Here is a 25,425-nt window from a genome sequence, read left to right on the forward strand (position 1 = left end):
GAGCCATCCCATGAATCCGCGCATGCCCGCCGAGTGGGCCGAACACGACGCCTGTCTGATGGCCTGGCCCACCCGCCCCGCCCTCTGGGGACCCGCCTTCGAGGCGGCCAAGCGGGAGTACGCGGCGGTCGCCCGCGCCATCGCCGCCTTCGAGCCCGTCATCATGATCGCCGCGCCCGGCCTGGCCGAGGAGGCCCGCGCCGCGTGCGGCGCCGACCAGGGCAGCGGCTCCGACACCGGCGCCGCCCCGGACATCGAGGTCATCGAGCTGCCCATCGACGACTCCTGGCTGCGCGACTCCGGCCCGGTCTTCGCCCTCGACGAGCACGGCGCCCGCGTCGGCGTCGACTTCCGCTTCAACGCCTGGGGCGAGAAGCACTACCCCTGGACCGCCGACGACAAGCTCGCCTCGCTCCTCCTGGACCGCCTCGGCGTCCCGCGCGTGCACTCCTCGATGATCCTCGAAGGCGGCGCGATCACCGTCGACGGCGAGGGCACCCTCATCACCACCGAGCAGTGCCTCCTGCACCCCAACCGCAACCCGCGCATGAGCCGCGCCGAGATCGAGGACGAGCTGAAGCGCCGCCTCGGCATCGAGAAGGTCATCTGGCTCCCGTACGGCGGCCTGGAGGACACCGAGACCGACGGCCACGTGGACGGCGTCGCCGCCTTCGTCGGCCCCGCCAAGGTCGTCGTCTCGCTCCCCGAGGACCCCGCGCACCCCGACCACGCCCGGATGCGCGCCAACCTCGCCGTCCTGGCGGCCTCCACCGACGCCCGCGGCCGCGCCCTGGAGGTCGTCCCCGTCCCGCAGACCACGTACGGCGAGGTCGAGGGCAACCCCGTCGAGGTCGGGTACCTCAACTTCTACCTGGCCAACGGCGGTTGCGTGGTCCCCGTCGGCGGCGCCCCGCAGGACGAGGCGGCCCTCGCCGTGCTCGCCGCCGCGCTGCCCGGCCGCAAGGTGGTCGGCGTCCCGACCCCGGCCCTCGCGTACGGCGGTGGCGGCATCCACTGCATCACCCAGCAGCTCCCGAAGGAGGCGCGCGCGTGAGCACGTACCGGCTCCTCACCTCCTTCGGCTCCCCGCTCGGCTCCCCGGCCCGCACGGAACCCGCCGAGCGCGAGCCACTGCGCGTCGGCCTCGTCCAGATGCGCCGGCACGCCGACGAGGCCGAGCACGACGAGCGGCTGCGCGAGGGCGTACGCCTGGCCGCCGCCGAGGGGGCGACGGTGGTCTGCCTCCCGGAACTCACCCGCAGCCCCTACTTCTGCAACACCGACGACCCCATGGCCGACGGCGCCGCCCGCTACCTGGAGGACGTCGAGGACGGCCCCACCGCCCGGCTGGCCGCCGAACTCGCCACCGGTCTCGGCATCACCGTGCACGCCTCCCTCTACGAGCGCGCCGAGGACGGCGGGCTCGGCTACAACACCGCCGTCTGCGTGGACGCGGACGGCAAGCTGATCGCCCGGACCCGCAAGAACCACATCCCGGCCTTCCCCGGCTACCGCGAGGACCTCTGCTTCCGCCCCGGCGACAGCGGCTTCCCCGTCATCGCCCACCAAGGCGCCCGGTTCGGCTTCCCCACCTGTTGGGACGAGTGGTTCCCCGAGCTCGCCCGCGCCTACCACCTGCACGGCGCCGAGATCCTCGTCCACCCCACCGCCATCGGCTCCGAGGTCGGCCTGCCCGACTTCGACACCCGGCCGATGTGGGAACACGCGATCACCGCCAACGGCCTCGCCAACGCCCTGTTCATGATCGTGCCCAACCGCGTCGGCACCGAGGGCCGCTCCACCTTCTACGGGTCTTCCTTCATCTCCGACCCGTACGGACGGGTCATGCTGCGCGCCCCGCGCGACAGGGAAGCCGTCCTGGTCGCCGACCTCGACCTCGACCAGCGCCGCGACTGGCTGGAGTTCGGCCTGACGCAGACCCGCCGGCCGGAGCTCTACGGCCGGCTCACCGAACGCCCCTGAGGGGCGGGCCCGGCCGCCCACTCGGCTGCGCCGGCGGCGAGGTGGGGGCGGCGCGCCGGGCGAACGACAAAGCGCCGAGTCACGGGACCGTCCGTGACTCGGCGCTTTGGGTATGACCGCCCGACGGTGCGAGGCTGGCGCGACAGGACGTTCGCACCGCCGGGCGGAGATTGTGGCCTCGGGAAGTACCCGACGGCCGGAGGCCGGCGCAGCCGGACCGATGCCCGCGCAGCGGTGCGAGGACGGCGTCCAGGAGAGGCCGTTCGCACCGCCGGGCGGAGATTGTGGGGAGGTTGCTCCTCCGTACACAGGGGACTCTGTGCGTGGCCCCTGTATACAGAGGAGTGGCTGGGACCGTGGCGGGCGGCGACGAGAACTTCGGCTTCGTCTCCCTCAGGTCAAGAGACGGGCCTCGGAACCCATTACCACCGCACTGGCTCGCGCGCCCGCCACGGTCCTCGTCCTGCCCTCGCCGCGTACCACCCCTCATCCGGGTCCGCGGGTCGGGCTCGGCACCCGGGGCCTGACCTCCCGTCAGGGCCCCCGGTGCAGCTTTGTGGCTCAGGCGTCGCGCAGGGCGCGGACGGCCTCCTCGACGCGCTTGCCGTAGTCGGCGTCGGCGGCGTGGAAGTGAGCCAGGTTCTTCTCGATGACGTCGTCCAGGGTGACCTGGGAGAGGCCGCCGGCGATGTTCGCCACCAGACGCTGCTTCTCGGCCTCCGACATCAGGCGGTACAGCTCACCGGCCTGGAAGAAGTCGTCGTCCTTGGTGTGGGCCGGGGCCTCGTGGGTGCCCGTGTAGCCGGAGACGGCCTTCGGGGCGCCCAGCGCCAGGCCGGTCTCGACCGGGCCCTGGTACGAGTTGGGCTCGTAGTTCTTGTCGTGGCGCGAACCGTTGCGCAGCGCCATGACACCGTCGCGGCCGTAGTTCTCGGCCTTCGTCGCCTTCGGGGCGTTGACCGGCAGCAGGGTGTGGTTCACACCGAGGCGGTAACGCTGGGCGTCGGCGTACGCGAAGAGGCGGCCCTGGAGCATCTTGTCCGGCGAGGCGGTGATGCCCGGGACGAAGTTGTTCGGGGAGAACGCGGACTGCTCGACCTCGGCGAAGACGTTGTCCGGGTTGCGGTCGAGGACCAGACGGCCCACGCGCTGCAGCGGGTAGTCGCTGTGCGGCCACACCTTGGTGAGGTCGAACGGGTTGAAGCGGTAGTCCGCCGCCTCGGCCGCCGGCATGATCTGGACGTACAGGGTCCAGGACGGGTTCACGCCGCGCTCGATCGCCTGGAGCAGGTCGGTCTGGTGCGAGTTGGCGTCCTTGCCGACGAGCTCGGCGGCCTGGTCGCCCGACAGGCAGCGGATGCCCTGGTTCGTCTTGAAGTGGTACTTGACGAAGAAGGCCTCGCCCTGCTCGTTCGTCCACTGGTAGGTGTGCGAGCCGTAGCCGTTCATGTGGCGGTACGACGCCGGTATGCCGCGGTCACCCATGAGCCAGGTGATCTGGTGCGTCGCCTCGGGGGCGTGCGCCCAGAAGTCCCAGACGTTGTCCGGCTCCTGCTTGCCCGTGAAGGGGTCGCGCTTCTGGGAGTGGATGAAGTCGGGGAACTTGATCGGGTCCTTGATGAAGAACACCGGGGTGTTGTTGCCGACGAGGTCGTAGTTGCCCTCTTCGGTGTAGAACTTCAGCGCGAAGCCGCGCGGGTCGCGGACCGCGTCCGCGCCACCGAGCGAGTCGGCGACGGTGGAGAAGCGCAGGAAGGTCTCGGTCTTCTTGCCGACCGTGTTCAGGAACGCGGCGCTGGTGTAGGCGGTGACGTCGTCGGTCACCTCGAAGTGGCCGTACGCGGCCGAGCCGCGGGCGTGCACCACACGCTCCGGGATGCGCTCACGGTTGAAGCGGGCAAGCTTCTCGAGGAGCTGCTGGTCCTGGACCAGGAGCGGGCCACCGACGCCGGCGGTGGCGGAGTTCTGGTTGTCGGCGACCGGGGCGCCGGACTCGGTCGTCAGCGTGCGCTTCGACATGGTGACCTTCCGTACGGGAACCTGCTGACGAAAAGCGTCTTCCGTCATGCGGAACAGCCTAATTTCAGGCCGAACGCAGCGTCAACAGTTTGTTGAACAAAGATGGAGAGAGGTGATCCGGACGGTGCCGGCGCTTGGGCGCGACAGGACAGGTGTCAGCACCGGCACCATCCGGAAACTCAGGCCCCCGTCAGGGGGAAGGGCGGCCCGGCGAGCGGGCCGCGGGCTCAGATCTGGGCGCCGGAGAGGCGCTCGACCGCACGCAGCAGAGCCGAGTGGTCCAGGCCGCCGTCACCCTGGGCGCGCAGCGAGGCGACGAGCTGGGCGACGACCGCGCCGACCGGGAGGGCCGCACCGACGTTGCGGGCGGCGTCGGTGACGATGCCCATGTCCTTGTGGTGCAGGTCGATCCGGAAGCCGGGCTTGAAGTCGCGGTTCAGGAAGTTGTCCTTCTTGCGGGTCAGGACCGTGGAGCCGGCCAGACCGCCGTTGAGGACGTCCAGGGCGGCGTTCAGGTCCACGCCGGACTTCTCCAGGAAGACCACGGCCTCGGCGCACGCCTGGATGTTGACCGCGACGATGAGCTGGTTGGCGGCCTTCACGGTCTGGCCGGAGCCGTGCGGGCCGCACAGGACGATGGTCTTGCCGAGGGCCTCGAGGACCGGCAGGGCCTCGTCGAAGTCGGCCTGCTCGCCACCCACCATGATCGACAGGACGGCCTCGATGGCGCCGGCCTCGCCGCCGGACACCGGGGCGTCGATGACGCGGATGCCCTTCTCGGCGGCGTTCTTCGCCAGGTCGACGGAGGTCTGCGGGGTGATCGACGACATGTCGATGATCAGCGCGCCGGACTTGGCGTTCTCCAGGATGCCGTTCTCACCGTAGGAGATGGCCTCGACCTGCGGGGAGGCGGGCACCATCGTGATGATGACGTCAGCGTCCTTGACGGCCTCGGCGATCGAGCCGGCCGCGGTGCCGCCGGCGGCCGCCAGGCGGTCCAGCTTGTCCTGCTCCAGCGTGAAGCCGGTGACCGGGTAGCCGGCCTTCAGGAGGTTCTCGGCCATGGGGGAGCCCATGATGCCGAGGCCGATCCAGGCGATGTTGGGGAGGGTGCTCATGATGAGGGTCCTTCTCTTAATGCTTCGTACGAAAAGTGCGAGGGGTGCCCGGCTGATCGCCCGGACTTCGTCCGCCTACCGGGCGGCGCGGGCCTCGGCCGGGAGGAAGCCGAAGGACGCGGCGGCGTCGGCGGCCTTGTACTCCAGGCCTACGTAGCCCTCGTATCCGGCCTTCCTCAGCTGGTCGAGCAGCTCTTCGAGGGGCAGCTCGCCGGTGCCGGGGGCACCGCGTCCCGGCTTGTCCGCGATCTGGACGTGACCGGTCTTGGCGGCGTACTTTTCGATGACCTCGGAGAGGTCCTCATCGTTCATCGCCAGGTGGTACAGGTCGAGCAGGAACTTGGCGTTCCCGAGGCCGGAGGCCTCGTTCACCTTGTCCACTACCTCGATGCCGGCCGGGGCGCTCACCAGCGGGTAGAGCGGCGACTCGGGCTTGTTGAGGGTCTCGATCAGGAGGATCGCGCCGACGCGGTCCGCGGCCCGGGCCGCCACGACCAGGTTCTTCAGGGCGAGCTCGTCCTGAACGGCCGGGTCCACCCCCTCGACGCGGTTGCCGTAGAGGGCGTTCAGCGCCTTGCAGCCGACCGAGGCTGCGAAGTCCGCGGCCACGTTGATGTTGGCGTTGAAGCGCTCCGACTCCTCACCGGGTACCGATACCGCGCCGCGGTCCGGGCCCGGCAACTGGCCGGCGTAGAAGTTCAGGCCCACCAGCTGGGTGCCGGCGTCCTCAAGAGCCTTCTTGAGGGCGTCCAGCTCTTCCTGGGCGGGGGTGGGGGTCTCGATCCAGGGCCACCACAGCTCGACCGCCGTGAAGCCGGCCGCGGCGGCAGCCGCGGGACGCTCCAGGAGCGGGAGTTCCGTGAAGAGGATCGAAAGGTTCACATCGAAGCGCTGGTCCGTGTATCCCATGAGGGGTATGCGCTCCTTCCGTATTGCGGAAGTTAGTTTCTGCTTGATGGAAGACTGCATCGGGCTCGTCGCAGATGTCAAGTGCGAACTGCCGGAAAATCGAGACGGCGGGGTAGCTTGACCTGCGTGCGATTGAGAGTGGAGTTCACGACCGAGCCCTTCGATCTCGAAGAGGCCCCTGCCCATGCCGTGGCCGCTCGCGAGGTCATCCAGAAGGCCCAGCTGGACGCGGTGGACGTCGGCCCGTTCGGCAATACCGCCGAGGGCGAGGCCGACCGGGTGCTGACCGCGGTGGCCGCGCTGCTGCGCGACTCGCTGGAGTCCGGAGCCACGCGCGTGTCGCTCCAGGTGAACGTGATTGCGGAGGACACCCCGTGACCGAGCCCCGCGACCACCCGTTCGTCGCCGCGGTCAAGCCGCTGGTCGACGCCATGGGCGGCGAGCTGATGGATCCGGCCCAGGCGCTGCCCGACGACGTGGTCCTGTCGTGGGAGGGTCGGGAGCTGCTGGCCGTACGCCTGCCCCAGCTGTCCGACTCGCTGGACCACATCCTGGCGGCGCTGGAGCGCCGGCACGGCGTACCGTTGTCCCAGCTCGACCGGAAGACCAAGCAGGACGTCGTCCGGATACTGGAGGCGCGGGGCGCCTTCTCGGTCCGGCACGGCGTGGAGACGGTCGCGGGCGCCCTGGGCGTAAGCCGCTTCACGGTCTACAACTATCTGAACAGGGAAAACCCCAACAAAAACAGCAAAGCGTGAACCCTGCTTGACCCACTGTGACGAGCCGCCGCCCAATTCATCCGGGCGGCGGCTTTTGTGTACGGGAAGTTTCAACAAAGTGTTGACGCCGTGTTGTCGAGGGCGTTAGCTATGCCCAGCCCGTCAAAGCAACAACAGGCCACGGAGGCCTACCGTGACTTCGAGTCCGACCCCGGGTCTCACCCGGTTCAACGCCTTGGACGACAGCGAGGCCACGGCCGAGCTGCACGAGGTGTGTGCCAGTTCGGCATGGGGGAGCAAACTGCTCGCCCAGCGCCCCTTCGCCGGCGCCGACTCCCTGTTCTCCGCGAACGAGGCCGCCATGGCCGAGCTCACCGCCGAGGACCTGGCCGAAGCGATGGCAGGCCACGCGCCGATCGGCCGGCCGAAGCCCGGAGACCCGACCTCCGCCCGCGAGCAGCGCGGCATGGCCGGTGCCTCGGAGGAGCTCAAGAGCGAACTCCTCGAACTGAACCTGGCGTACCAGGAGAAGTTCGGCCACGTCTTCCTCATCTGCGCCACCGGTGCGACCGGTGAGTTCATGCGGGACGCGGTCAAGGTGCGGATCGACAACTCGCCGGAGCAGGAGCGGGAGATCGCCCGCGGCGAGCTCGTCAAGATCAACCGTATCCGGCTGACCCGACTCATCGAGGAAGAGAGCGCGGCATGAGCACAGACACCACCGCGTCCGTGTCCACTCACATCCTGGACACCAGCATCGGCAAGCCCGCCGAGGGCGTCGCCATCTCCCTGTCGGCCCGCGCGGGCCAGGGCGGCGAGTGGGCGGCCCTGGGCGGCTCCGCCACCGATGCGGACGGTCGCTGCAAAGACCTGCCGGCCCTGCCGGAGGGAACCACCCACGTACGTCTCGACTTCGAGACCGAGACGTACTTCTCGAAGAAGAACAGTTCCAACAAGCAAGCCGAGGCGCAGCAGGACGCCCCCCGCGTAAGGGACAGCGGTGCGTTCTTCCCCGAGGTCACCATCACCTTCGCGGTGAACCCGGGCGAGCACTATCACGTACCGCTGCTGCTCAACCCGTTCGGCTACTCCGTTTACCGAGGGAGCTAGCATGGCCACGATTCTGGGCCAGAACCAGTACGGCAAGGCAGAGAACCGCGTCGTCAAGATCACGCGGGACGGCGACACCCACCACATCAAGGACCTGAACGTCTCGGTCGCCCTCTCCGGCGACATGGACGACGTCCACTACTCCGGCTCGAACGCCAACGTCCTGCCGACGGACACCACCAAGAACACGGTGTACGCGTTCGCCAAGGAGTACGGCATCGAGTCCGCCGAGCAGTTCGGCATCCACCTGGCGCGCTGGTTCGTCAACAGCCAGGAGCCGATCCAGAAGGCGCGCATCCGGATCGAGGAGTACTCCTGGTCCCGGATCGCCACCTCGGACGCCAACTCCAAGTTCATCGGCTCCGACGAGGTGAACCACTCCTTCGTCCGCGAGGGCCAGGAGACCCGCGTCACCCAGATCACGTACGACGGCACGAACTGGGAGGTCATCTCCGGCCTCAAGGACCTCGTCGTCATGAATTCCACGAACTCCGAGTTCTGGGGTTACGTGAAGGACAAGTACACGACGCTGAAGGAGGCCTACGACCGGATCCTGGCCACCCAGGTGTCGGCTCGCTGGCGCTTCAACTGGTCGGACGACGAGCAGCGGATGCCCAACTGGGAGAAGTCCTACGCCGAGACCAGGAAGCACATGCTCCAGGCCTTCGCGGAGACCTACTCCCTCTCGCTGCAGCAGACCCTCTACCAGATGGGTTCGCGCATCATCAACCACCGTTCGGAGATCGACGAGGTCCGCTTCTCGCTCCCGAACAAGCACCACTTCCTCGTCGACCTGGAGCCCTTCGGCCTCAAGAACGACAACGAGGTCTACTTCGCGGCGGACCGTCCGTACGGTCTGATCGAGGCGACGGTCCTTCGTGACGGCGTTGACGCCCGTATCCCCGTGGACATGACCAACCTCTGACGTTTCGCCGAAGGCACGTCCCGGGGCTCCGCAGTGGCCCCGGGACCGCGCGGCAGGCTTCGACTCCCCACCGCGACACGCTTCAACTTCCTGAATCGGCACCCGGACGCACCACACGGGACGGCAGTACTGTCAGCTGTCAAGGTCCCCGGCTCCGGCACTCAAATCCCCTGGGTTTTGCCGTGCCCGCACCGCCACTGAAAGCACGAGGAAGTCCCATGGCAGCATCGGCAGCCCATGACAGCGCCGTCGAGCGCATCGTCATCGAAAACTGTGCGATTGCAACCGTAGACGCGAACGACACCGAGTACGCCTCGGGCTACGTCGTCGTCGCCGGCAACAAGATCGAGTCGATCGGTGCGGGCAAAGCCCCCGAGAACCTCGGCAATGTGGTCCGCCGCATCGACGGAACGGGTCACCTCGTCACCCCGGGTCTGGTCAACACCCACCACCACTTCTACCAGTGGATCACCCGCGGTCTGGCCACCGACCACAACCTCTTCAACTGGCTCGTCGCGCTGTACCCGACCTGGGCGCGCATCGACGAGCAGATGGCGTACACGGCGGCCCAGGGCTCCCTGGCGATGATGGCCCGCGGTGGTGTCACCACCGCGATGGACCACCACTACGTCTACCCCAAGGGCTCCGGCGACCTCTCCGGCGCGATCATCCGCGCCGCGTCCGAGATGGGCGTCCGCTTCACCCTCGCCCGCGGCTCCATGGACCGCAGCGAGAAGGACGGCGGCCTGCCCCCGGACTTCGCGGTCGAGACCACCGAGGGCGCGCTCATCGCGACCGAGGAGACCGTCAAGAAGCACCACGACTACTCCTTCGACGCGATGACCCAGGTCGCCGTCGCGCCGTGCTCCCCCTTCTCCATCTCCACCGAGCTGCTCAAGCAGGGCGCCGAGCTCGGCCGCCGCCTCGGCGTGCGCATGCACACGCACGGCTCGGAGACCGTCGAGGAGGAGCAGTTCTGCAAGGAACTGTTCGGCATGGGTCCGACCGACTACTTCGAGTCGACCGGCTTCCTCGGCGAGGACGTGTGGATGGCGCACAGCGTCCACATGAACGACTCCGACATCGCTGCGTTCGCCCGCACCAAGACCGGTGTCGCGCACTGCCCGTCCTCCAACGCCCGTCTGGCCGCCGGCATCGCCCGCGTCCCGGACATGCTCGCCGCCGGTGTCCCGGTCGGCCTCGGCGTCGACGGCACCGCCTCCAACGAGTCCGGCGAGCTGCACACCGAGCTGCGCAACGCGCTGCTGATCAACCGCCTGAACCCGGTGCACCGCGAGCGCGCGCTCAACGCCCGTCAGGCCCTGCGCCTCGGTACGTACGGTGGCGCCCAGGTACTCGGCCGCGCCGACAACATCGGTTCGCTGGAGGTCGGCAAGTGCGCCGACCTGGTGATGTGGAACCTGAGCACGCTGGCCCACTCCTCCATCGCCGACCCGGTCACCGCGCTGGTCTTCGGCGCCGCCGCCCCGGTCACCCTCTCGCTGGTCAACGGCAAGCAGATCGTCGAGAACAACCGACTGCTCTTCGCCGACGAGGACGCGATCGCCGTGTCCACCCGGGAAGAGGCCCAGCGCCTCGCGCGGATCACCGCGCAGGCCTGATCCCACGGAGTCCGGTCGAGGGGGACGGCCCTCGACCGGCGGTCGCGGACCCGAGCGGGGTCCGCGGCAGCCGTTCCCGGGAAGCGCCCAAGGATTTCCGAAGGCGCCCCCGGGGGCGGTGACTCGTGCCACTCCTGTTTTTCGTCTTCCGCGCAAACGACTCGGGCGAATCGTTTCTGCACAACTGAATACAAGGCTCGACTCGCACCGCTTTCGCACCACCTCCATGACACCCACGTCCCTGCCGACGTGTCTAACCGACCGGAGGAAGCCGTGGCAGAAACGCCCAGGTTTCGCAAAGACGCAGTCGTAGTACCGCAGGAGAAGCACCCGGTCGACGAGACCCTTCCTCCGCTGAAGATGTTCACGAGCGGTCTCCAGCACGTGGCCGCCATGTACGCGGGTGTGGTCGCACCACCCATGATCGTCGGGCCTGCCGTCGGTCTCTCCGCGACCGAGACCGCCTTCCTGATGGGTGCCTCGCTCTTCACCGCAGGCCTCGCCACCCTGCTCCAGACCCTCGGGTTCTGGCGGATCGGCGCCAAACTCCCCTTCGTCAACGGCGTCTCGTTCGCCGGCGTGACCCCGATGATCGCCATCGGCAAGGGGGAGGGGGCCGATGCCATCCCCGTCATATTCGGCGCGATCATCGTCGCCGGCCTGCTCGGCTTCCTCGCCGCCCCCTACTTCGGCAAGCTCGTCCGCTTCTTCCCGCCCGTGGTCACCGGCACGGTCATCACCCTCATCGGGGTGTCGCTGCTCCCCGTCGCCTTCAACTGGTCGCAGGGCGGCAACCGCACCGCCGCCGACTACGGCTCGATGAAGAACATCGGCATGGCCGCCCTCACCCTGGCGATCGTGCTGGTCATGCGCAAGTTCCTGCGCGGCTTCCTCCAGCAGATCGCCATCCTGCTCGGCCTCGTCGCGGGCACGCTCATCGCCATCCCGCTCCACATGACCAACTTCGACGCCGTCCGGAACGCGGACCTGGTGGGCTTCCCCACCCCGTTCCACTTCGGTGCCCCGCAGTTCCAGGTCGCCGCGATCGTCTCGATGTGCATCGTCATGCTGGTCTGCATGACCGAGTCCACCGCCGACATCCTGGCCCTCGGCAAGATCGTCGGCCGCCCGGCGGACGAGAAGACCATCGAGGGCGGGCTGCGCGCCGACACCCTCGGCAGCGCGCTCAGCCCCCTGTTCAACGGGTTCATGTGCAGCGCCTTCGCCCAGAACATCGGGCTCGTGGCGATGACCAAGGTGCGCAGCCGGTTCGTCGTCGCGGCCGGCGGCGGCATCCTGATCCTGCTGGGCCTGTGCCCGGTGGCGGCCTCCGTGATCGGCGTGGTCCCGCTGCCGGTCCTCGGCGGCGCCGGCATCGTGCTCTTCGGCTCGGTCGCGGCCAGCGGCATCCAGACCCTGGCGGGCGCGGCCATGGAGAAGGGCGAGAACGCCCTGATCGTCGCCGCCTCGGTCGGCATCGGCCTGATCCCGATCGCGGCGCCCGAGTTCTACCACGCCTTCCCGAAGGACCTGCTGGTCGTCCTCGACTCCGGCATCAGCACGGGCTGTGTCGTGGCGATCGGGCTGAACCTGGCCTTCAACCACCTCGGCGCCAGGACGGGCGCGGCCCCGGCCGCCGCCGACCCGGTGCCGGTGCACTAGCTCCGCTCCTCTTGGGGAGGGGTGCGCCGCCGGTGCGCCGACCAGCGTGCGGCGGTGCGTACGTCACCCACTGCGGGTGTGGCGTACGCACCGCCGCCGGTCGCGTTCCGGGTCCCTACTCGGGGACCGGCCCGGCCGGCTCCCAGAGCATCAGGTTGTTCATCAAGTCGGCCTGCTCGATGGCGTCGTCGAGTGCGTGGTGCGTGTGCGGCCGGCGCGAGAGCAGTTCGCGCGGCATCCGGCCCTTGACGGCGGCGCGCAGCGGGACCCGCGCCTTGGTGGCGTACAGGGTCTTCATGTCCAGGCAGCCGGAGTGGCCGAAGGGGCTGTCGTCGCCGAACTCGATCAAGTACCAGTACAGGAACGTCCAGTCGAAGGACGCCGGGTAGCCGCAGATCACCGGCTGCGCCCCGGCGGAGACCTCGCGGACCCAGGCGCGGAACTCGGCCATCGCCACGGCGGGGTCGGCGCCCTCGCGCAGCAGCCGGTCGCGGTCCAGCCCGCTCACGGCGAGCGCGGCCTCCACGTACCGCTCGCTGATCGGGCGCAACTCCCGGTAGAAGGTGTCCCGTTCGGGATCAGCGGCCGTGTACACGGGGCCGTCCTGGCGCCCGGCGACCGAGGCCCCGAAGCTGATCATCGAATACGAACCGGGGATCGGGCCGTCGGCCTCGACGTCGACGGAGATGTAGAGACTGGGACGTGCGGTGCGGGCTGTCATGTGCCGATCATGACAGCCCGCACCGCACGCGATCATCCCGATATCGGGGCCGTACGGCGCCACCGGGAGACGGCGGTGGCGCCATGAGACTAGGAGACGCTGGTGAGGTACATCCCGCTCTGGTCGGCGCCGGCGGTGTTCTTGCAGCCGACGTTCGCGGTGGCCGGCTGGGTGACGGCCAGGGCGAGGCAGCGTCCGGCGGCCAACTGCCCGAAGTAGTTCGGGTGCATCGACTCCTGGATCGGGCCCTGCGTCTCACTGCTGTCGATCCAGCGCGCCCACTCGCTCGTCTTCGCCGACGCCGGAGCCGACGAGCTCACCAGCTTGCTGGCCTTCGCACACACCTCGCGGCCCTGCATCATGTCCCGCAGGTCCAGGAACTGCACGCCCTTGGCGGCCGCGACGGCCTTGATGCGGCTCGCGATCTGCGGCACGAGCGAGTCGCGCGCCCAGTCCGAGTCCCGGTTCCAGAAGGGACAGCCGCCGGTGTTGAGCCGGCTCCAGTCGCTCTGGGTGTACCGGTTCTCCGCGCCGCGCGGGATCGGCGACGGGTAGGACTGGAGCACGATCCGGTACGAGGAGTCGCTGTAGCCGGCGCCGCGCATCACGGCCCGGATCTCGTCGACCGACTTGCCGACGCCCGCCATGACCCCGTCGATCTTCTGGTCGACGCCGTACTGCTGGTCGTCGTAGCAGTAGGAGTTCCAGAGGACGAAGTCGAGGGCGCAGTCCTTGATGATGTCGGCGAAGCCGAGGTCGTTCCCGCCGATGGACAGCGCGATGACCTTGACGTCGTGGCTCGCGGCGACGGCGGCCAGCTGATCGGCCTGCGGGGCCTCACCCTTGTAGGAGACGCCGCCGTTGGACGCGCGGAACACGTTCTGCGAGACGGCCCCGGAGCAGGCCAGGTTCACGGCGACGTCGGCGATGGGGCCGGCGCTCTTGACCTCGGCGGAGTCGGAGCGGTGACAGCCGCCGGCGGTGGTTCCGTATACCTTCGCGGGGTCGTAGCTGCTGCCGGACACCCACGCGCGGTCGGTCCCGGTGCGGTTCCCGCTGTTGGTCAGGCTGTTGCCCTTCCAACGGCCGGCCTCGCCGGAGATGTAGCTGTCGCCCATGGAGACCACGGCGGTGGGCCCGGTTCCGGGGCCCGCGACCGCGGTCCCGGCTCCGCCGGCCAACAGCGCGGCGACGGTGAGCGGAAGGGCCATCCCTGCACCGGCCAGTCGTCGCACGCGACTGCGGGTCCGGTCCTTGCTGACGTTGCGGAATCCGATCACTGCGGAACTCCTGCGGTCGGCCATGCAGGAGTCGGCGACAACTCCGCTGCATGGCTGGGGAAGTGGGGGAAACCGCCGGCCGGTGGCAAGCAGAAAGGTGACATGCCACACGTTGTTACCGCCAGGTAGCGGGAGATTACGATGACGTAACGACCGACCGGTCGTTCGGCTGCCGGACGGTCCGTGGCCCGGGCCGGGCCAAGTGGCCGAATCCCGTGTACGTCCGGGAGCCGCGCATCTACAGTCACCGGACGGGTGCGGGCAGTCTCAGGGGGGATGGACCGGTGGCGCGACGGCGGTACGACCAGCGCGTGCTCGCCCTCGTCGAAGTGCGGGGCGAGGCGCGGGACTTCGAGCAGGCCAAGGCGGAATTCGTCCTTCAGGGCTGGCCGGTGGTGGAGGAGTTCGGCCGGGGCGAGGGCCCCTCGGCCGACGTCCTCACCCCGGACCCCCGGTCACGGCTCTACTGGGTCGAGGTGCGCCTCTTCGGGGCGCGCAACGCCCGCACCGAGCGCGCGGCCGGTTGGCGCGTTCAGGGGCTTGCCAAAACGGCCGTCCTGGAGATGTACGTACGGCGCACGCGCCTCGTCGACCCCGACCGCGAGCAGTTGGAGGAGTACCGCTCCCACACCACGGCCCACCGCCGCGACCCCCGCCGCGCGACCGGCCGGTGGACGCGGGCCGTGGAGGGATCCGGCCACTACGACACCGGCTCCATCGCCCTTGGCACCCCCTCGGAGGCCAGGCGCCTGGCCCGGATGGCCACCCCGGGGAACACCCCCGCGCGCACGGACCTCGACGTGCGGATGTCCCCGAAACGGGGGCGCTGGGACATGGAGTTGCGGCGCGAGGACGACTTCATGAGGCGGCTGGCCCGGATGTTCGGCTGGCTGCTCGCCATGGCCTTCGCCGCCGGATGCTTCAGGGGGGCGGAGGGCGCGGTCCGCTGGCCGTGGCTGTTGATCGGCCTCGGCTGCCTGGCGCGGGGGATCCACCTCGCGAGCGGGCTGGCCGCGGCCCGGGGGCGCCTGTTCGGCTGCGGCGCCGGAGCGCTCGGCGCCCTCCTGCTGCTGCTCCTCGTGTACGGGGTGCCAGGGGTCGGGGCGGCCTGGACACCGGGCGGGATGCTGTTCGACGCGGTGGTGGTCGTGACCCTGGTCGGCATCTGGCTCCTGGTGCGCCAGTGGACCACCTGGTCGGAGTGGCTCACGGCGACCGTCCCGCTCGCGGTCACGCTGGCGGCGGGGCTGGTCGTCGCCTCCGGTTCGGTCCTGCACGGGCTGTACGGCAACGGCCTCGACCTCACGCCGCAGGAGCTGGACGTGCCGGGCCTGTGGCAGGTGGTGGCCGGGGCGAAGCTGGTCACCTACCTCGGGCTGGGGCTGCTGGGGCCCGCCCTGTGGGGGATCGCGCGGCACTTCCACGTCGGCTTCACCCGGCCCGGCGAGTACCTGAACGTGGTCATGTACGTCCTGCTGTACGTCGTGGTCCTGGCCTCGCTGGTGGGCCTCGCGACGGACAACGCGGCGACGGCGGTCGAGCGGACCAAGGCCGCCGCCGCCCACCGGCGCGAGGCGCCCGCGTACTTCGGGGTGCGGCCGGAGTGGACGTGCGTGCAGCCGACGGTGCCCGTGGCCGCGCTCAATGCCGAGGGGGGCCTCCTCGACCCGCGCCGGCCGTACCTGTTCTTCGGGGTGGCCGACGACATGGCGCTGCTGTGGAACACCGACACGGACGCCCCGCTGAAGCAGCGGACCGACCAGGTGCGCCTCGTACCGGCGAAGGATCCCGCGCGGCCGTGCGGTGTCTGACGGGTGAGAACGGCCCCGCCCCCGGGCCGTGGGGCCAGGGGGTGGGGCCGGGGTTCGACCGCTGTGCGTGGCCGGTCGAAGCCGTTCTCGGGCCGGATCAGCCCTCGGGCCGGATCAGCCTTCGAGGCGGTCGTACGCGGGGAGGGTCAGGAAGTCCGCGTAGTCGGCGTCGAGGGAGACCTGGAGCAGGAGGTCGTGGGCCTGCTGCCACTTGCCCGCAGCGAAGGCCTCGTCGCCGACCTCGGCGCGGATGGCGGCCAGTTCCCCGGCCGCGATCGTGCGGGTCAGCTCGGCGGTCGCCAGTTGGCCGTTCTCGAAGACCACGCCGGCGTTGATCCACTGCCAGATCTGCGAGCGCGAGATCTCGGCGGTGGCCGCGTCCTCCATCAGGCCGAAGATGCCGACGGCGCCCAGGCCGCGCAGCCACGCCTCGATGTAACGGATGCCGACCTGGACCGCGTTGCGCAGGCCCTCGTACGTCGGCTTCGCGTCCAGGGAGTCGATCGCGATCAGGTCGCCCGGGGCCACCGAGACGTCCTCGCGCAGGCGGTCCTTCTGGTTCGGCTTCTCGCCGAGCACCGCGTCGAAGGAGGCCATCGCGATCGGGACCAGGTCGGGGTGCGCGACCCAGGAGCCGTCGAAGCCGTCGCCCGCCTCGCGGTCCTTGTCGGCCTTGACCTTCTCGAACGCGACCTTGTTGACCTCGGCGTCCTTGCGGGACGGGATGAACGCCGCCATGCCGCCGATGGCGTGCGCGCCGCGCTTGTGGCAGGTGCGGACCAGGAGTTCGGTGTACGCGCGCATGAACGGGGCGGTCATCGTCACCGCGTTGCGGTCCGGCAGGACGAACTTCTCGCCCCCGTCACGGAAGTTCTTGACGATGGAGAAGAGGTAGTCCCAGCGCCCGGCGTTCAGGCCCGCCGCGTGGTCGCGCAGCTCGTAGAGGATCTCCTCCATCTCGTACGCGGCCGTGATGGTCTCGATCAGGACGGTCGCGCGGACCGTGCCCTGCGGGATCCCGACGTAGTCCTGGGCGAAGACGAAGATCTCGTTCCAGAGGCGCGCCTCCAGGTGCGACTCCGTCTTCGGCAGGTAGAAGTACGGGCCCTTGCCGAGGTCGATCAGGCGCTGCGCGTTGTGGAAGAAGTACAGGCCGAAGTCGACGAGCGCGCCGGAGGCCGGGCCCCCGTCGATCCGCAGGTGGCGCTCCTCCAGGTGCCAGCCGCGGGGCCGCATGACCACGGTCGCGAGCTGGTCGGCGGACTTCAGGGCGTACGCCTTGCCCGTGCGCGGGTCGGTGAAGTCGATGCGGCGCTCGTAGGCGTCGATGAGGTTGAGCTGGCCGAGGACGACGTTCTCCCAGGTGGGAGCGGAGGCGTCCTCGAAGTCGGCGAGCCAGACCTTGGCGCCCGAGTTCAGGGCGTTGATGGTCATCTTGCGGTCGGTGGGACCGGTGATCTCCACGCGGCGGTCCAGCAGTGCGGCCGGCGCCGGGGCGACCTGCCACTCGCCCTCGCGGACCTGTGCGGTGTCCGGGAGGAAGTCGAGGTGGGAGGTGCGGGCGATCTCGGCGCGCCGCTCGGAGCGGCGGGCGAGGAGTTCGGCCCGGCGGGGGCCGAACCGCCGGTGGAGTTCCGTCACGAAGGCGAGTGCCGCTTCGGTGAGGACTTCGTCCTGCCGGGGCAGGGGCTCGGCGTCGACGATGGCCAGCGGGGACGGCGCTGGTGCGGACATATCTGTCACTCCTTCAGCGGCGGTGCCTGGCGGCCGCGGGGGAATGCTCGCGCGAGACGGCACGCAGTGCCGTCGGGTGTGGAGAGTTCCGGAATACGGTCGCGGGCGCCGTCTGTGGTTCAGGGCGCTTCTGACCAGTGGATAGTAATTTCCTCATGGTGGAAGTTCAATGGTTTGTTGATGTCGAGATTCTCCTGGTCAACAGATTCCGCCGTCCGGTGGCCCTCGGTGCCATCGCGGTCACGCCCTGCTCAACCGGCGGTCACCCCAGACGTGCCAGGTCGGACGGGGTGTCGATGTCGAAGGCCTCCGCGACGTCCCCGCACTCCACCAGGGTGAGTTCCCCGGCGTGGCGCGTCAGATGCACCCGCGCGCCCTTGTCGCCGGTCGCCGTCGCCGCGATGTCCGCCCAGCGGTCCGCCCCGAACAGCACCGGGTGCCCGCGCTCCCCGTCGTACGAGGCCGCCACCAGGCTGGCCGGGGAGCGGTAGGCCTCGCGGACCCGGGCCACCGCCGCCGGGCCGATCCCCGGCTGGTCCACCAGGGAGACCAGGGCCGCGCGGGCGTCCGTACCGGCGAGCGAGGCGAGGCCGACGCGCAGCGAGGAGCCCATGCCCTCGGCCCAGTCCGGGTTGTCCACGACCACGCAGCCCGTCAGGTCGGCGCGCTCGCGGACCTCGGCCGCCGAGGCGCCGAGGACCACGTGCAGCGGGCCGAGGCCGGCCTCGCGCAGCACCCGTACGGCGTTCTCGACGAGGGGGCGCCCCCGGTACGGGAGCAGGGCCTTGGGGCGTCCGCCGAGCCGGCGGCCGCCGCCGGCGGCGAGGAGGAGGCCGGCGATCACCGGGGGAGCGGGGCGGGGAGCGGATGCTGCGCTGGCTTGTGACATGTCTCCGATTCTCGTCCTTCCGCGGGACGGGCCGCGGGACGGGCCGCGGTGCGGGCCGCCGGGCGGGCTGCCGGCCGGCGGCGGGGCGGACGCCGCGTCAGGACGCGGCGTACGGCGGCCAGCGCCGCCCCGATGCGCAACGGCTCGGAGATCCGGTTCTCGGCGGCCGCCAGCAGGGCGCGTTCCTCGCGGTCGGTCAACATTTCGGCATCTCCTTGCCAATCGGGGGCCAATACCGCGAGTCTGGAGCCTGATTGGCCTGGCAGGCAGAGCCAATCAGGGGAGGTTGGCATGGCGAACGGGCGAGTGGTCCAGACGGCGGACAGGACGATCGGCAGCCGCCAGCTCGCGGCGCTGCTGCCCGCCGAGGTACTGGCCCGCCCCGGTTACCGGGCGCTCGCCGACGCCGTCCGCACCCTGATCCTCGACGGCCGGATCGCCCTGCACGTACGGCTGCCCGCCGAGCGCGAGCTCGCCGAGGCGGTCGGCGCCAGCCGGGCCACCGTCACCGGGGCGTACGACCTGCTGCGCGAGAGCGGGTACGTCCGCAGCCGGCGCGGCTCCGGCACCTGGACCGAGCTCCCCGAGGGCCACGGCCCGGTCGGCACCCACATGCTGGTCGGCGCCGGTGGCTACAGCGCCGACGGCGAGCCGGGCATCGACCTGGCCATCGCCGCCATGGGCGCCCCCGAGGAGAGCCTCACCGACGCGCTCGCCTGGGCCGCGTCCCGGCTGCCGGGGCTGGCGCGCAACCCCGGCTACCTGCCCTTCGGGCTGCCGGACCTGCGCGGCGCGATCGCCGACCGCTTCACCCGGCGCGGCCTGCCGACGCGGCCCGAGCAGATCCTGGTCACGGCGGGCGCCCAACAGGCGTTCGCCCTGGTCGTGAGCCTGCTGTGCCGGGCGGGGGACCGGGTGCTCACGGAGAGCCCCACCTACGCGAACGCCCTGGACGCGCTGCGGCACGCCCGGCTGCGCGCCGGGTCCATCGCCGTCTCGGACGCGGGCTGGGACATGGAGATAGCCGAGTCCACGCTGCGGCAGACGGTGCCGAGGCTGGCCTACGTGGTACCCGACTTCCACAACCCCACCGGGTCCCTGATGCCGCAGGAGCAGCGGCTGCGGCTGCTGGCGGCGACCCGGCGCACGGGGACCTGGCTGGTGGTGGACGAGACCATCGCGGACATCGCGCTGGACGTGCCGCCGCCGGCCCCGCTGGCCTCCCTCGCCCCGAGGGGCGGCGCCGACCACGTGGTGACCATCGGCTCGCTGAGCAAGACCCACTGGGGCGGGCTGCGGGTGGGCTGGGTTCGGGCCACCGCCAAGATGATCACGGAGCTGACCTCGGTCCGGGTCGCGGCGGACATGACCGGCTCGGTACTGGACCAGCTGGTAGCCCTCCCGCTGCTGGCCGGCCTCGACCGCTCGCTCCCCGATCGGCTGGAGCAGCTGCGGATCCGCCGGGCGGCGCTGGTACGCGCGCTGGAGCGGCACACGCCCGAGTGGTCCTGGCAGCTCCCGCCCGGCGGCCTCTCGCTCTGGGTGGACCTCGGCGAACCGGTCAGCTCCGCCTTGGCGGAGCGGGCGGCCGCGGCCGGCGTCAACATCGGCCGCGGCGCCCGCTTCGGCGTCGACCCGGGCACCTTCGAACACCGCCTGCGGATCCCGTACACCCTCCCCCCGGACCGGCTGGAGGAAGCCGTCCGCCTCCTCGCCGCGGCCTTCCACGAGGGCGTCCCCCTCACCCCGGCGGTGGAACGCCCGCACTGGGTGGCCTGAGCGGCGCGCCGGGGCTTTGGGGAACACCCGTGCCGCGCCGTGCCCGGCCCGGCCGTCGCGCGGTGTCAGCTGTGCCGGAGCTCGGACCAGGTCGCGGCGTCGACCACGCCGGTCACCGGCAGCCCGCGCACCGTCTGGAAGGACCGCGTGGCCGCCGCGGCGTCGGGCCCGAAGACCGTGTCGGGCTCGTCGTCGGTCGCCTGCAGGCCGGTCCAGAAGTCGAGGAGGCACCGCGCCTCCTTCACCGTCCTGCCGGAGCTGGCGACGTCGACGGTGGGCGGCGGGGTGCGGTCGTCGAAGCCGTAGCTCAGGCCGGTGAGGTCGGGCTCATCGGATGCGGCGGCCCGTACCGCCCCGCACGCCCTCGTCTCAGGGCGTGCGGATCAGGCGGCGGGTGGCGGCTGCGGCCACCGCCGAGGTGCGGGAGTCGACGCCGAGTTTGGCGTAGACGTGCACCAGGTGGGACTTCACCGTGGCCTGGCTGAGGAAGAGCCGCTTCGAGATCTGCTGGTTCGACAGCCCGTCCGCGACCAGCTGGAGGACCTCCAGCTCCCGCTTCGTCAGCGCCTCCGCCGGTGTGCGCATCCGGTCCATCAGGCGCAGCGCCACCGCCGGGGCCAGCGCCGACTGGCCGGCCGCCGCCGTGCGGACCGCGGCCGCCAGTTCCTCCGGCGGGGCGTCCTTGAGCAGGTACCCCGAGGCGCCCGCCTCCACCGCCGCAAGGATGTCCGCGTCCGTGTCGTACGTGGTCAGGACCAGGACCCGGGGCGCCCCCGGCGCGGCCGTGATCAGCCGGGTCGCCGCCGAGCCGTGCATGCCCGCGCCGAACTGGAGGTCCATCAGCACCACGTCCACCGGCTCCGACGCGGCCAGCTCCACCGCCCGCTCGGCCGTCGCGGCCTCCGCGACCACCGCGAAGTCCGGCTCGGTGTCCAGTACGGCGCGCAGCCCCGCCCGTACCACCGGGTGGTCGTCGGCCAGCAGCAGCCGGATCGTCATCAGGAGACCTCCACGGCCAACGGCAGGGTGACGGCCACGGCGGTGCCCTGGCCCGGGGCGGATTCGACGGTGAACAGCCCGCCCAGCGTCTCGGCACGCGAGCGCATCGCCGGGAGGCCGAAGCCGCCCTCGCCGCCCGCCCGCGTGCTGCCCGGGTCGAAGCCCTGCCCGTCGTCCACGATGTCCAGGGTGACCGAGGCGTCCATGAAGGTCAGGGTGATCTCGGCGCGCCCGGCCGCCGCGTGCCGCACCACGTTGGCCAGCGCCGACTGCGCGATCCGCAGCAGGGCCACCTCGTAGGGCGTGGGCAGCACCCGCGCCGTCCCGCTCAGGGAGAACCGGACCCGCGGCCCCCGCACCCCCGAACAGAGCCGCTCCAGCGCTGCCGGGAGCGAGCCGTGCTCCAGGTCCGGCGGTGTGAGGGCCCGTACGAAACGCCGCGCCTCGGCCAGGTTCTCCTGCGCCGCCTCGCGGGCCCGGGCGATGTGCGACAGGGCCGGCGCGTCCTGGGGCAGCGAGCGCTCCGCCGCCCTCAGCAGCAGCTGGATCGACGACAGCCCCTGGGCCAGGGTGTCGTGGATCTCCCGCGCCAGCCGCTCCCGCTCGGCCAGGATCCCGGCGTCCCGCTCGGCCGCCGCGAGCTCGGCCCGCGTGGTGATCAGCTCCTCGATCAGCTCCCGGCGCCGCTCGCTCTCCCGGTACAGCGCCTCGTACCCCAGTACGGTCGCCACCGCCACCGCCCCGCCCAGCAGCGGCCCCAGGAACGGACCCGGGGTCACCGCGCCGCTGTGCGCCAGGAACCCGCCGATGGCCGCGCACGCGGTCACCGCGACCGCCGGGATCGCCCAGCGCAGCCGCAGCAGGTGCAGCTCCAGGAAGTACAGCGGGAACGCGATCCACAGCCCGTCGGGGGAGAGCACCAGCAGCGCCGCCCAGGCCGCGCCCAGCCCCGCCAGCCACAGGGCCCCGGCGCGCGGCGAGTTCCGCACGGCGGGGGACAGCGCCCCGGCGAGGTATCCGGCGGCCAGCACCGCGCACACCGCGACCACCCATCCGGCGCCCGGCGCGGAGCCGGTGACGGCCCGGCCGGCGGCCAGCGCGAGCAGCCCGAGGAACAGCGCGTGCAGGCAGAGCCGCAGCACGCGCGAGACGGGCGTCAGCGGGCGGGACTGGCGGGACGGGCAGGACTGGTGGGACGCACGGGACGGGTGGGACGCGCGGGATCGCGGGGCAGCAGACATGGCCTGACCAGCGTAAGTGGGTCCCGGCCGGCCCCGGTCAACCAAAAGTTTGATGTCGGGATGCGTCCTTCGATACCAGGATCTCTCCTGTGGCGCGATGACCGGTGCCCGCGCGGAGGACCAAGGTGGGGACATGTTCGTCGCATGGAGAGATCTACGGTTCGCCAAGGGGCGGTTCGCCCTCATGGGCTCGGTCGTCCTGCTGATCACGCTGCTGGTCGGCCTGTTGTCCGGGCTCACCTCCGGACTGGCCCGGGAGAACATCTCGGCCATCACCGCACTGCCCGCCACGCACCTGGCCTTCGCCGCGCCCACCGGGGACCAGAAGGTGTCCTTCACCAACTCCCAGGTGCCCGAGAGCGCCTGGCGGGCCTGGCGCGAGCGGCCCGGGGTGAAGTCGGCCGAACCGCTCGGCATCCGCACCACCAACGCCGTCGCCGGTGAGCGCACCGCCGCCGTGTCCGTGTTCGGCGTCGAACCGGCCGGGCGCCTCGCGCCGAAGGGGCCCGCCGCAGGCCCGGGCCCGGGCCTGGCCCAGGGCCGGGTGGTCCTCACCGAGAAGGCCGCCAAGGAACTCGGCGGGCTCGCCGCGGGCGCCAAGCTCAGGATCGGAGCCCTCGAACTGACGGTGGCCGCCGTCTCCGGCACCGCCGCCTACAGCCACACCCCCGTCGTCTGGATGGACCTGAACGACTGGCAGCGCATCGGCAACCCCGGCACTTCCCTCGACACCCTCGCCACCGTCGTCGCCCTCGACGCGACCGGCTCCGCCGACCTCTCCGCCGGGGACGCGGCCGCCGCCACCAAGGCCCAGACCGTCGAAGAGGCCCTCGGCGCCATAGGGTCGTACCAGGCCGAGAACGGTTCGCTCCAGCTGATGCGCGGGTTCCTCTTCGTCATCTCCGCGCTGGTCATAGGGGCCTTCTTCACCGTGTGGACGATCCAGCGCAGCGGCGACGTCGCCGTCCTGAAGGCACTGGGTGCCTCCACTCCGTACCTGCTGCGGGACGCCCTCGGACAGGCCGTCGTGATGCTGGCCGTCGGCACCGGGATCGGCACCGCCCTCGCCGCCGGCTTCGGCGCGCTGATCAGCGGCGGCGACGTGCCCTTCGTGCTCGACGCCGCGACCGTGCTCGTCCCCGCCGCGATCATGATCGTGCTCGGCGCGCTGGGAGCAGCCCTGTCCATCCGGCGGATCACCGCCGTCGATCCCCTGACCGCCCTCGGGAGCGCCCGATGACCCTGCTCGTGCACGACGTCACGCTCACCTACCCGGACGGCGACGGCCGCCTCACCGCGCTGGACGCGGTCCGCCTGGAGGTGCCCGCCGGCACGCTGACGGCGGTGATCGGACCCTCCGGCTCCGGCAAGTCCAGCCTGCTCGCCGTCGCCGCCACACTGGTCACCCCGGACTCCGGGCAGGTGGTGGTGGCGGGCGAGGACACCGCGCGGCTCAGCGCCGCCGAGAAGTCGGCGCTGCGCCGCGAGAGGATCGGCATCGTCTTCCAGCAGCCGAACCTGCTGGCCTCGCTGACCGCCGCCGAGCAGCTCCAGGTCATGGCCCACCTCTCCGGCAGGCCCTCCCGGCAGCTGCGCCGGCGCGCGCTGGAGCTGCTGGAGGCGGTGGGCCTGGCCGACAAGGCCGACAAGCGCCCCCACCAGCTCTCCGGAGGGCAGCGCCAGCGCGTCAACATCGCCCGCGCGCTGATGAACGAGCCCGCCGTGCTGCTCGTCGACGAGCCCACCAGCGCCCTCGACCACGAGCGGGGCGCGGCGATACTCGACCTCCTGGTCACCCTGACCCGCGAGCGCTCCACCGCCACGGTGCTGGTCACCCACGACCACGCCCACCTGGAGCGGATGGACCGTACGGCGACCATGACGGACGGCCGCCTGACGCAGCCGGTCCCCGCCTCCTGACGCCGGGAAGCGGCTGCACGAAGGCCCCGGCCGCCCCTGATCCAGGGGTGGCCGGGGCCTTTGCGGACGTCCTCGCGCGGGGGCCGCTACGCCGGGCTCTGGCTCTGCAGCGCCACCGACAGCTCGGCCGCGACGCCCTGCAGGATCGGCACGAAGGACTCGGCCACCGCCTCGGTCACCCGGCCCGCCGGGCCCGAGATGGAGATCGCGGCGGCGGTCGGCGAGTTCGGCACCGACACGGCGAGGCAGCGGACTCCTATCTCCTGCTCGTTGTCGTCGACCGCGTAGCCCGTCTTGCGGACCTGCTCCAGCGCCTCCAGGAAGCCCTCGGGCGTGGTGATGGTCTTCTCGGTCGCGGCCGGCATCCCGGTGCGCGCCAGCAGCGCCCGTACCTCGTCGGCGGGGGTGTACGCGAGCAGCGCCTTGCCCACGCCGGTGGAGTGCGGCAGCACGCGGCGGCCGACCTCGGTGAACATGCGCATCGAGTGCTTGGACGGCACCTGGGCGACGTAGACGATCTCGTCCCCGTCGAGCAGGGCCATGTTCGCGGTCTCGCCCGTCTCCTCGACCAGCCGGGCGAGGTACGGGCGGGCCCACGTGCCCAGCAGCCGCGACGCGGACTCGCCGAGGCGGATCAGCCGGGGGCCGAGGGAGTACCGTCGATTGGGCTGCTGCCGGACGTAGCCGCACGCCACGAGGGTGCGCATGAGGCGGTGGATGGTGGGCAGCGGGAGACCGCTGGCGGCGGAGAGCTCGCTGAGGCCGACTTCGCCCCCGGCGTCGGCCATGCGTTCGAGCAGATCGAAGGCGCGCTCAAGGGACTGGACGCCACCGCTGGCGGCGGTGGGCTTGGCGGAAGCGTCGGTGGTGCTGGCGCTGGACGTCGGCACGGCGCGGTCCTTTCGGTGCTGGCAGGCAAGGAATCAGCCTACCGGTCGGTCGACATCGGCCCTAGAGCCGGGGCGATGCCGTCCCCGCCGGTCA

At 71.2% G+C, this 25,425-nt stretch carries 25 protein-coding genes; 13 read left to right on the top strand and 12 right to left on the bottom strand.

Going from position 1 to position 25,425, the window contains the following annotated elements:
• Positions 1 to 10 precede the first annotated feature (10 nt).
• Together OG982_RS24520 and OG982_RS24525 are read left to right on the top strand one after the other, a co-directional pair.
• Positions 11 to 1,054, top strand: a complete 1,044-nt coding sequence (locus tag OG982_RS24520) for an agmatine/peptidylarginine deiminase (RefSeq protein WP_266783273.1) — start codon at positions 11 to 13, stop codon at positions 1,052 to 1,054.
• Complete coding sequence (locus tag OG982_RS24525) at positions 1,051 to 1,983, top strand: nitrilase-related carbon-nitrogen hydrolase (protein WP_266783271.1); 933 nt, start codon at positions 1,051 to 1,053, stop codon at positions 1,981 to 1,983. Before OG982_RS24520 ends, OG982_RS24525 begins: the two co-directional genes overlap by 4 nt.
• 561 nt (positions 1,984 to 2,544) lie before the next feature.
• Here OG982_RS24525 and OG982_RS24530 read toward each other — a convergent pair.
• The 3 genes from OG982_RS24530 to OG982_RS24540 all read right to left on the bottom strand — a co-directional run bounded on the left by OG982_RS24530 (position 2,545) and on the right by OG982_RS24540 (position 6,029).
• The gene (locus OG982_RS24530; RefSeq protein WP_266791733.1) at positions 2,545 to 4,002 is read right to left on the bottom strand and encodes a catalase; all 1,458 of its coding nucleotides are present in this window, start codon (positions 4,000 to 4,002) and stop codon (positions 2,545 to 2,547) included.
• Positions 4,003 to 4,229: 227 nt separating this feature from the next.
• Positions 4,230 to 5,120, bottom strand: coding sequence for a 2-hydroxy-3-oxopropionate reductase (locus OG982_RS24535; protein ID WP_266783269.1), 891 nt, complete (start codon positions 5,118 to 5,120; stop codon positions 4,230 to 4,232).
• 75 nt (positions 5,121 to 5,195) lie between these two features.
• Entirely contained in the window at positions 5,196 to 6,029 is an 834-nt protein-coding gene (locus OG982_RS24540; protein WP_266783267.1) for a TIM barrel protein, read from the bottom strand.
• 126 nt (positions 6,030 to 6,155) lie between these two features.
• Here OG982_RS24540 and OG982_RS24545 point away from each other — a divergent pair, with 126 nt between their 5' ends.
• The 7 genes from OG982_RS24545 to OG982_RS24575 all read left to right on the top strand — a co-directional run bounded on the left by OG982_RS24545 (position 6,156) and on the right by OG982_RS24575 (position 12,067).
• The gene (locus tag OG982_RS24545; RefSeq protein WP_266783265.1) at positions 6,156 to 6,407 is read left to right on the top strand and encodes a thiamine-binding protein; all 252 of its coding nucleotides are present in this window, start codon (positions 6,156 to 6,158) and stop codon (positions 6,405 to 6,407) included.
• Positions 6,404 to 6,787 (top strand): helix-turn-helix domain-containing protein, encoded by a 384-nt coding sequence (locus tag OG982_RS24550; RefSeq protein ID WP_266783263.1) that lies wholly within the window; start codon positions 6,404 to 6,406, stop codon positions 6,785 to 6,787. The genes OG982_RS24545 and OG982_RS24550 overlap by 4 nt, the downstream gene beginning before the upstream one ends.
• Positions 6,788 to 6,941: 154 nt before the next feature.
• Complete coding sequence (gene uraD / locus OG982_RS24555; RefSeq protein ID WP_266783261.1) at positions 6,942 to 7,457, top strand: 2-oxo-4-hydroxy-4-carboxy-5-ureidoimidazoline decarboxylase; 516 nt, start codon at positions 6,942 to 6,944, stop codon at positions 7,455 to 7,457.
• Positions 7,454 to 7,858, top strand: coding sequence for a hydroxyisourate hydrolase (uraH, locus tag OG982_RS24560; protein WP_266783259.1), 405 nt, complete (start codon positions 7,454 to 7,456; stop codon positions 7,856 to 7,858). The genes uraD and uraH overlap by 4 nt, the downstream gene beginning before the upstream one ends.
• A gap of 1 nt (position 7,859) precedes the next feature.
• Entirely contained in the window at positions 7,860 to 8,783 is a 924-nt protein-coding gene (pucL, locus tag OG982_RS24565; protein ID WP_266573105.1) for a factor-independent urate hydroxylase, read from the top strand.
• A 218-nt stretch (positions 8,784 to 9,001) separates the two neighbouring features.
• Positions 9,002 to 10,405, top strand: coding sequence for an 8-oxoguanine deaminase (locus tag OG982_RS24570; protein WP_266783257.1), 1,404 nt, complete (start codon positions 9,002 to 9,004; stop codon positions 10,403 to 10,405).
• 273 nt (positions 10,406 to 10,678) lie between these two features.
• Positions 10,679 to 12,067: a nucleobase:cation symporter-2 family protein gene (locus OG982_RS24575; protein ID WP_266783255.1), complete on the top strand. Its 1,389-nt coding sequence runs from the start codon at positions 10,679 to 10,681 to the stop codon at positions 12,065 to 12,067.
• Positions 12,068 to 12,182: 115 nt separating this feature from the next.
• Here OG982_RS24575 and OG982_RS24580 read toward each other — a convergent pair whose 3' ends face one another.
• The gene (locus OG982_RS24580; RefSeq protein WP_266783253.1) at positions 12,183 to 12,788 is read right to left on the bottom strand and encodes a 3'-5' exoribonuclease; all 606 of its coding nucleotides are present in this window, start codon (positions 12,786 to 12,788) and stop codon (positions 12,183 to 12,185) included.
• A gap of 89 nt (positions 12,789 to 12,877) precedes the next feature.
• On the bottom strand, positions 12,878 to 14,068 hold the full coding sequence (locus OG982_RS24585) for a GDSL-type esterase/lipase family protein (RefSeq protein WP_266783251.1): 1,191 nt from the start codon (positions 14,066 to 14,068) through the stop codon (positions 12,878 to 12,880).
• A 284-nt stretch (positions 14,069 to 14,352) separates the two neighbouring features.
• On the opposite strand from OG982_RS24585, the gene OG982_RS24590 reads away from it, so the two are divergent.
• On the top strand, positions 14,353 to 15,879 hold the full coding sequence (locus tag OG982_RS24590) for an NnrS multi-domain protein (RefSeq protein WP_266783249.1): 1,527 nt from the start codon (positions 14,353 to 14,355) through the stop codon (positions 15,877 to 15,879).
• 114 nt (positions 15,880 to 15,993) lie between these two features.
• Here the strand turns inward: OG982_RS24590 and aceB are convergent, their stop codons facing one another.
• The 3 genes from aceB to OG982_RS24605 form a co-directional block, all read right to left on the bottom strand.
• On the bottom strand, positions 15,994 to 17,613 hold the full coding sequence (gene aceB, locus OG982_RS24595; protein ID WP_266783247.1) for a malate synthase A: 1,620 nt from the start codon (positions 17,611 to 17,613) through the stop codon (positions 15,994 to 15,996).
• 262 nt (positions 17,614 to 17,875) lie between these two features.
• Positions 17,876 to 18,502, bottom strand: a complete 627-nt coding sequence (locus tag OG982_RS24600) for an NTP transferase domain-containing protein (protein ID WP_266783245.1) — start codon at positions 18,500 to 18,502, stop codon at positions 17,876 to 17,878.
• Positions 18,454 to 18,705, bottom strand: coding sequence for a hypothetical protein (locus OG982_RS24605; RefSeq protein WP_266783243.1), 252 nt, complete (start codon positions 18,703 to 18,705; stop codon positions 18,454 to 18,456). Before OG982_RS24605 ends, OG982_RS24600 begins: the two co-directional genes overlap by 49 nt.
• A gap of 88 nt (positions 18,706 to 18,793) precedes the next feature.
• On the opposite strand from OG982_RS24605, the gene OG982_RS24610 reads away from it, so the two are divergent.
• Entirely contained in the window at positions 18,794 to 20,281 is a 1,488-nt protein-coding gene (locus tag OG982_RS24610; protein ID WP_266783241.1) for a PLP-dependent aminotransferase family protein, read from the top strand.
• Between the two features lie 65 nt (positions 20,282 to 20,346).
• Here the strand turns inward: OG982_RS24610 and OG982_RS24615 are convergent, their stop codons facing one another.
• The 3 genes from OG982_RS24615 to OG982_RS24625 form a co-directional block, all read right to left on the bottom strand.
• Positions 20,347 to 20,526, bottom strand: a complete 180-nt coding sequence (locus OG982_RS24615) for a peptidoglycan-binding protein (RefSeq protein ID WP_266783239.1) — start codon at positions 20,524 to 20,526, stop codon at positions 20,347 to 20,349.
• Between the two features lie 124 nt (positions 20,527 to 20,650).
• A complete protein-coding gene (locus OG982_RS24620; RefSeq protein WP_266783237.1) occupies positions 20,651 to 21,280 on the bottom strand; it encodes a response regulator transcription factor in 630 nt (209 codons plus the stop codon).
• On the bottom strand, positions 21,280 to 22,521 hold the full coding sequence (locus OG982_RS24625) for a sensor histidine kinase (RefSeq protein WP_266783235.1): 1,242 nt from the start codon (positions 22,519 to 22,521) through the stop codon (positions 21,280 to 21,282). Before OG982_RS24625 ends, OG982_RS24620 begins: the two co-directional genes overlap by 1 nt.
• Positions 22,522 to 22,654: 133 nt before the next feature.
• Here OG982_RS24625 and OG982_RS24630 point away from each other — a divergent pair, with 133 nt between their 5' ends.
• Both OG982_RS24630 and OG982_RS24635 read left to right on the top strand, forming a co-directional pair.
• Entirely contained in the window at positions 22,655 to 23,761 is a 1,107-nt protein-coding gene (locus tag OG982_RS24630; protein ID WP_266783233.1) for an ABC transporter permease, read from the top strand.
• The gene (locus tag OG982_RS24635; RefSeq protein WP_266783231.1) at positions 23,758 to 24,441 is read left to right on the top strand and encodes an ABC transporter ATP-binding protein; all 684 of its coding nucleotides are present in this window, start codon (positions 23,758 to 23,760) and stop codon (positions 24,439 to 24,441) included. The genes OG982_RS24630 and OG982_RS24635 overlap by 4 nt, the downstream gene beginning before the upstream one ends.
• Positions 24,442 to 24,527: 86 nt before the next feature.
• Here the strand turns inward: OG982_RS24635 and OG982_RS24640 are convergent, their stop codons facing one another.
• Complete coding sequence (locus tag OG982_RS24640; RefSeq protein WP_266783229.1) at positions 24,528 to 25,331, bottom strand: IclR family transcriptional regulator; 804 nt, start codon at positions 25,329 to 25,331, stop codon at positions 24,528 to 24,530.
• Positions 25,332 to 25,425 lie beyond the last annotated feature (94 nt).

It is taken from the genome of Streptomyces sp. NBC_01551 (assembly GCF_026339935.1).
Taxonomy (GTDB): Bacteria; Actinomycetota; Actinomycetes; order Streptomycetales; family Streptomycetaceae; genus Streptomyces.

Excerpts from the sequence above, each read along its gene's own strand:
- OG982_RS24520 (WP_266783273.1), top strand. The coding sequence starts at position 11 with ATGAATCCGCGCATGCCCGCCGAGTGGGCCGAACACGACGCCTGTCTG.
- OG982_RS24530 (WP_266791733.1), bottom strand. The coding sequence starts at position 4,002 with ATGTCGAAGCGCACGCTGACGACCGAGTCCGGCGCCCCGGTCGCCGAC.
- OG982_RS24535 (WP_266783269.1), bottom strand. The coding sequence starts at position 5,120 with ATGAGCACCCTCCCCAACATCGCCTGGATCGGCCTCGGCATCATGGGC.
- OG982_RS24540 (WP_266783267.1), bottom strand. The coding sequence starts at position 6,029 with ATGGGATACACGGACCAGCGCTTCGATGTGAACCTTTCGATCCTCTTC.
- uraH (WP_266783259.1), top strand. The coding sequence starts at position 7,454 with ATGAGCACAGACACCACCGCGTCCGTGTCCACTCACATCCTGGACACC.
- pucL (WP_266573105.1), top strand. The coding sequence starts at position 7,860 with ATGGCCACGATTCTGGGCCAGAACCAGTACGGCAAGGCAGAGAACCGC.
- OG982_RS24570 (WP_266783257.1), top strand. The coding sequence starts at position 9,002 with ATGGCAGCATCGGCAGCCCATGACAGCGCCGTCGAGCGCATCGTCATC.
- OG982_RS24580 (WP_266783253.1), bottom strand. The coding sequence starts at position 12,788 with ATGACAGCCCGCACCGCACGTCCCAGTCTCTACATCTCCGTCGACGTC.
- aceB (WP_266783247.1), bottom strand. The coding sequence starts at position 17,613 with ATGTCCGCACCAGCGCCGTCCCCGCTGGCCATCGTCGACGCCGAGCCC.
- OG982_RS24600 (WP_266783245.1), bottom strand. The coding sequence starts at position 18,502 with ATGTCACAAGCCAGCGCAGCATCCGCTCCCCGCCCCGCTCCCCCGGTG.
- OG982_RS24605 (WP_266783243.1), bottom strand. The coding sequence starts at position 18,705 with ATGTTGACCGACCGCGAGGAACGCGCCCTGCTGGCGGCCGCCGAGAAC.
- OG982_RS24610 (WP_266783241.1), top strand. The coding sequence starts at position 18,794 with ATGGCGAACGGGCGAGTGGTCCAGACGGCGGACAGGACGATCGGCAGC.
- OG982_RS24620 (WP_266783237.1), bottom strand. The coding sequence starts at position 21,280 with ATGACGATCCGGCTGCTGCTGGCCGACGACCACCCGGTGGTACGGGCG.
- OG982_RS24625 (WP_266783235.1), bottom strand. The coding sequence starts at position 22,521 with ATGTCTGCTGCCCCGCGATCCCGCGCGTCCCACCCGTCCCGTGCGTCC.
- OG982_RS24630 (WP_266783233.1), top strand. The coding sequence starts at position 22,655 with ATGTTCGTCGCATGGAGAGATCTACGGTTCGCCAAGGGGCGGTTCGCC.
- OG982_RS24635 (WP_266783231.1), top strand. The coding sequence starts at position 23,758 with ATGACCCTGCTCGTGCACGACGTCACGCTCACCTACCCGGACGGCGAC.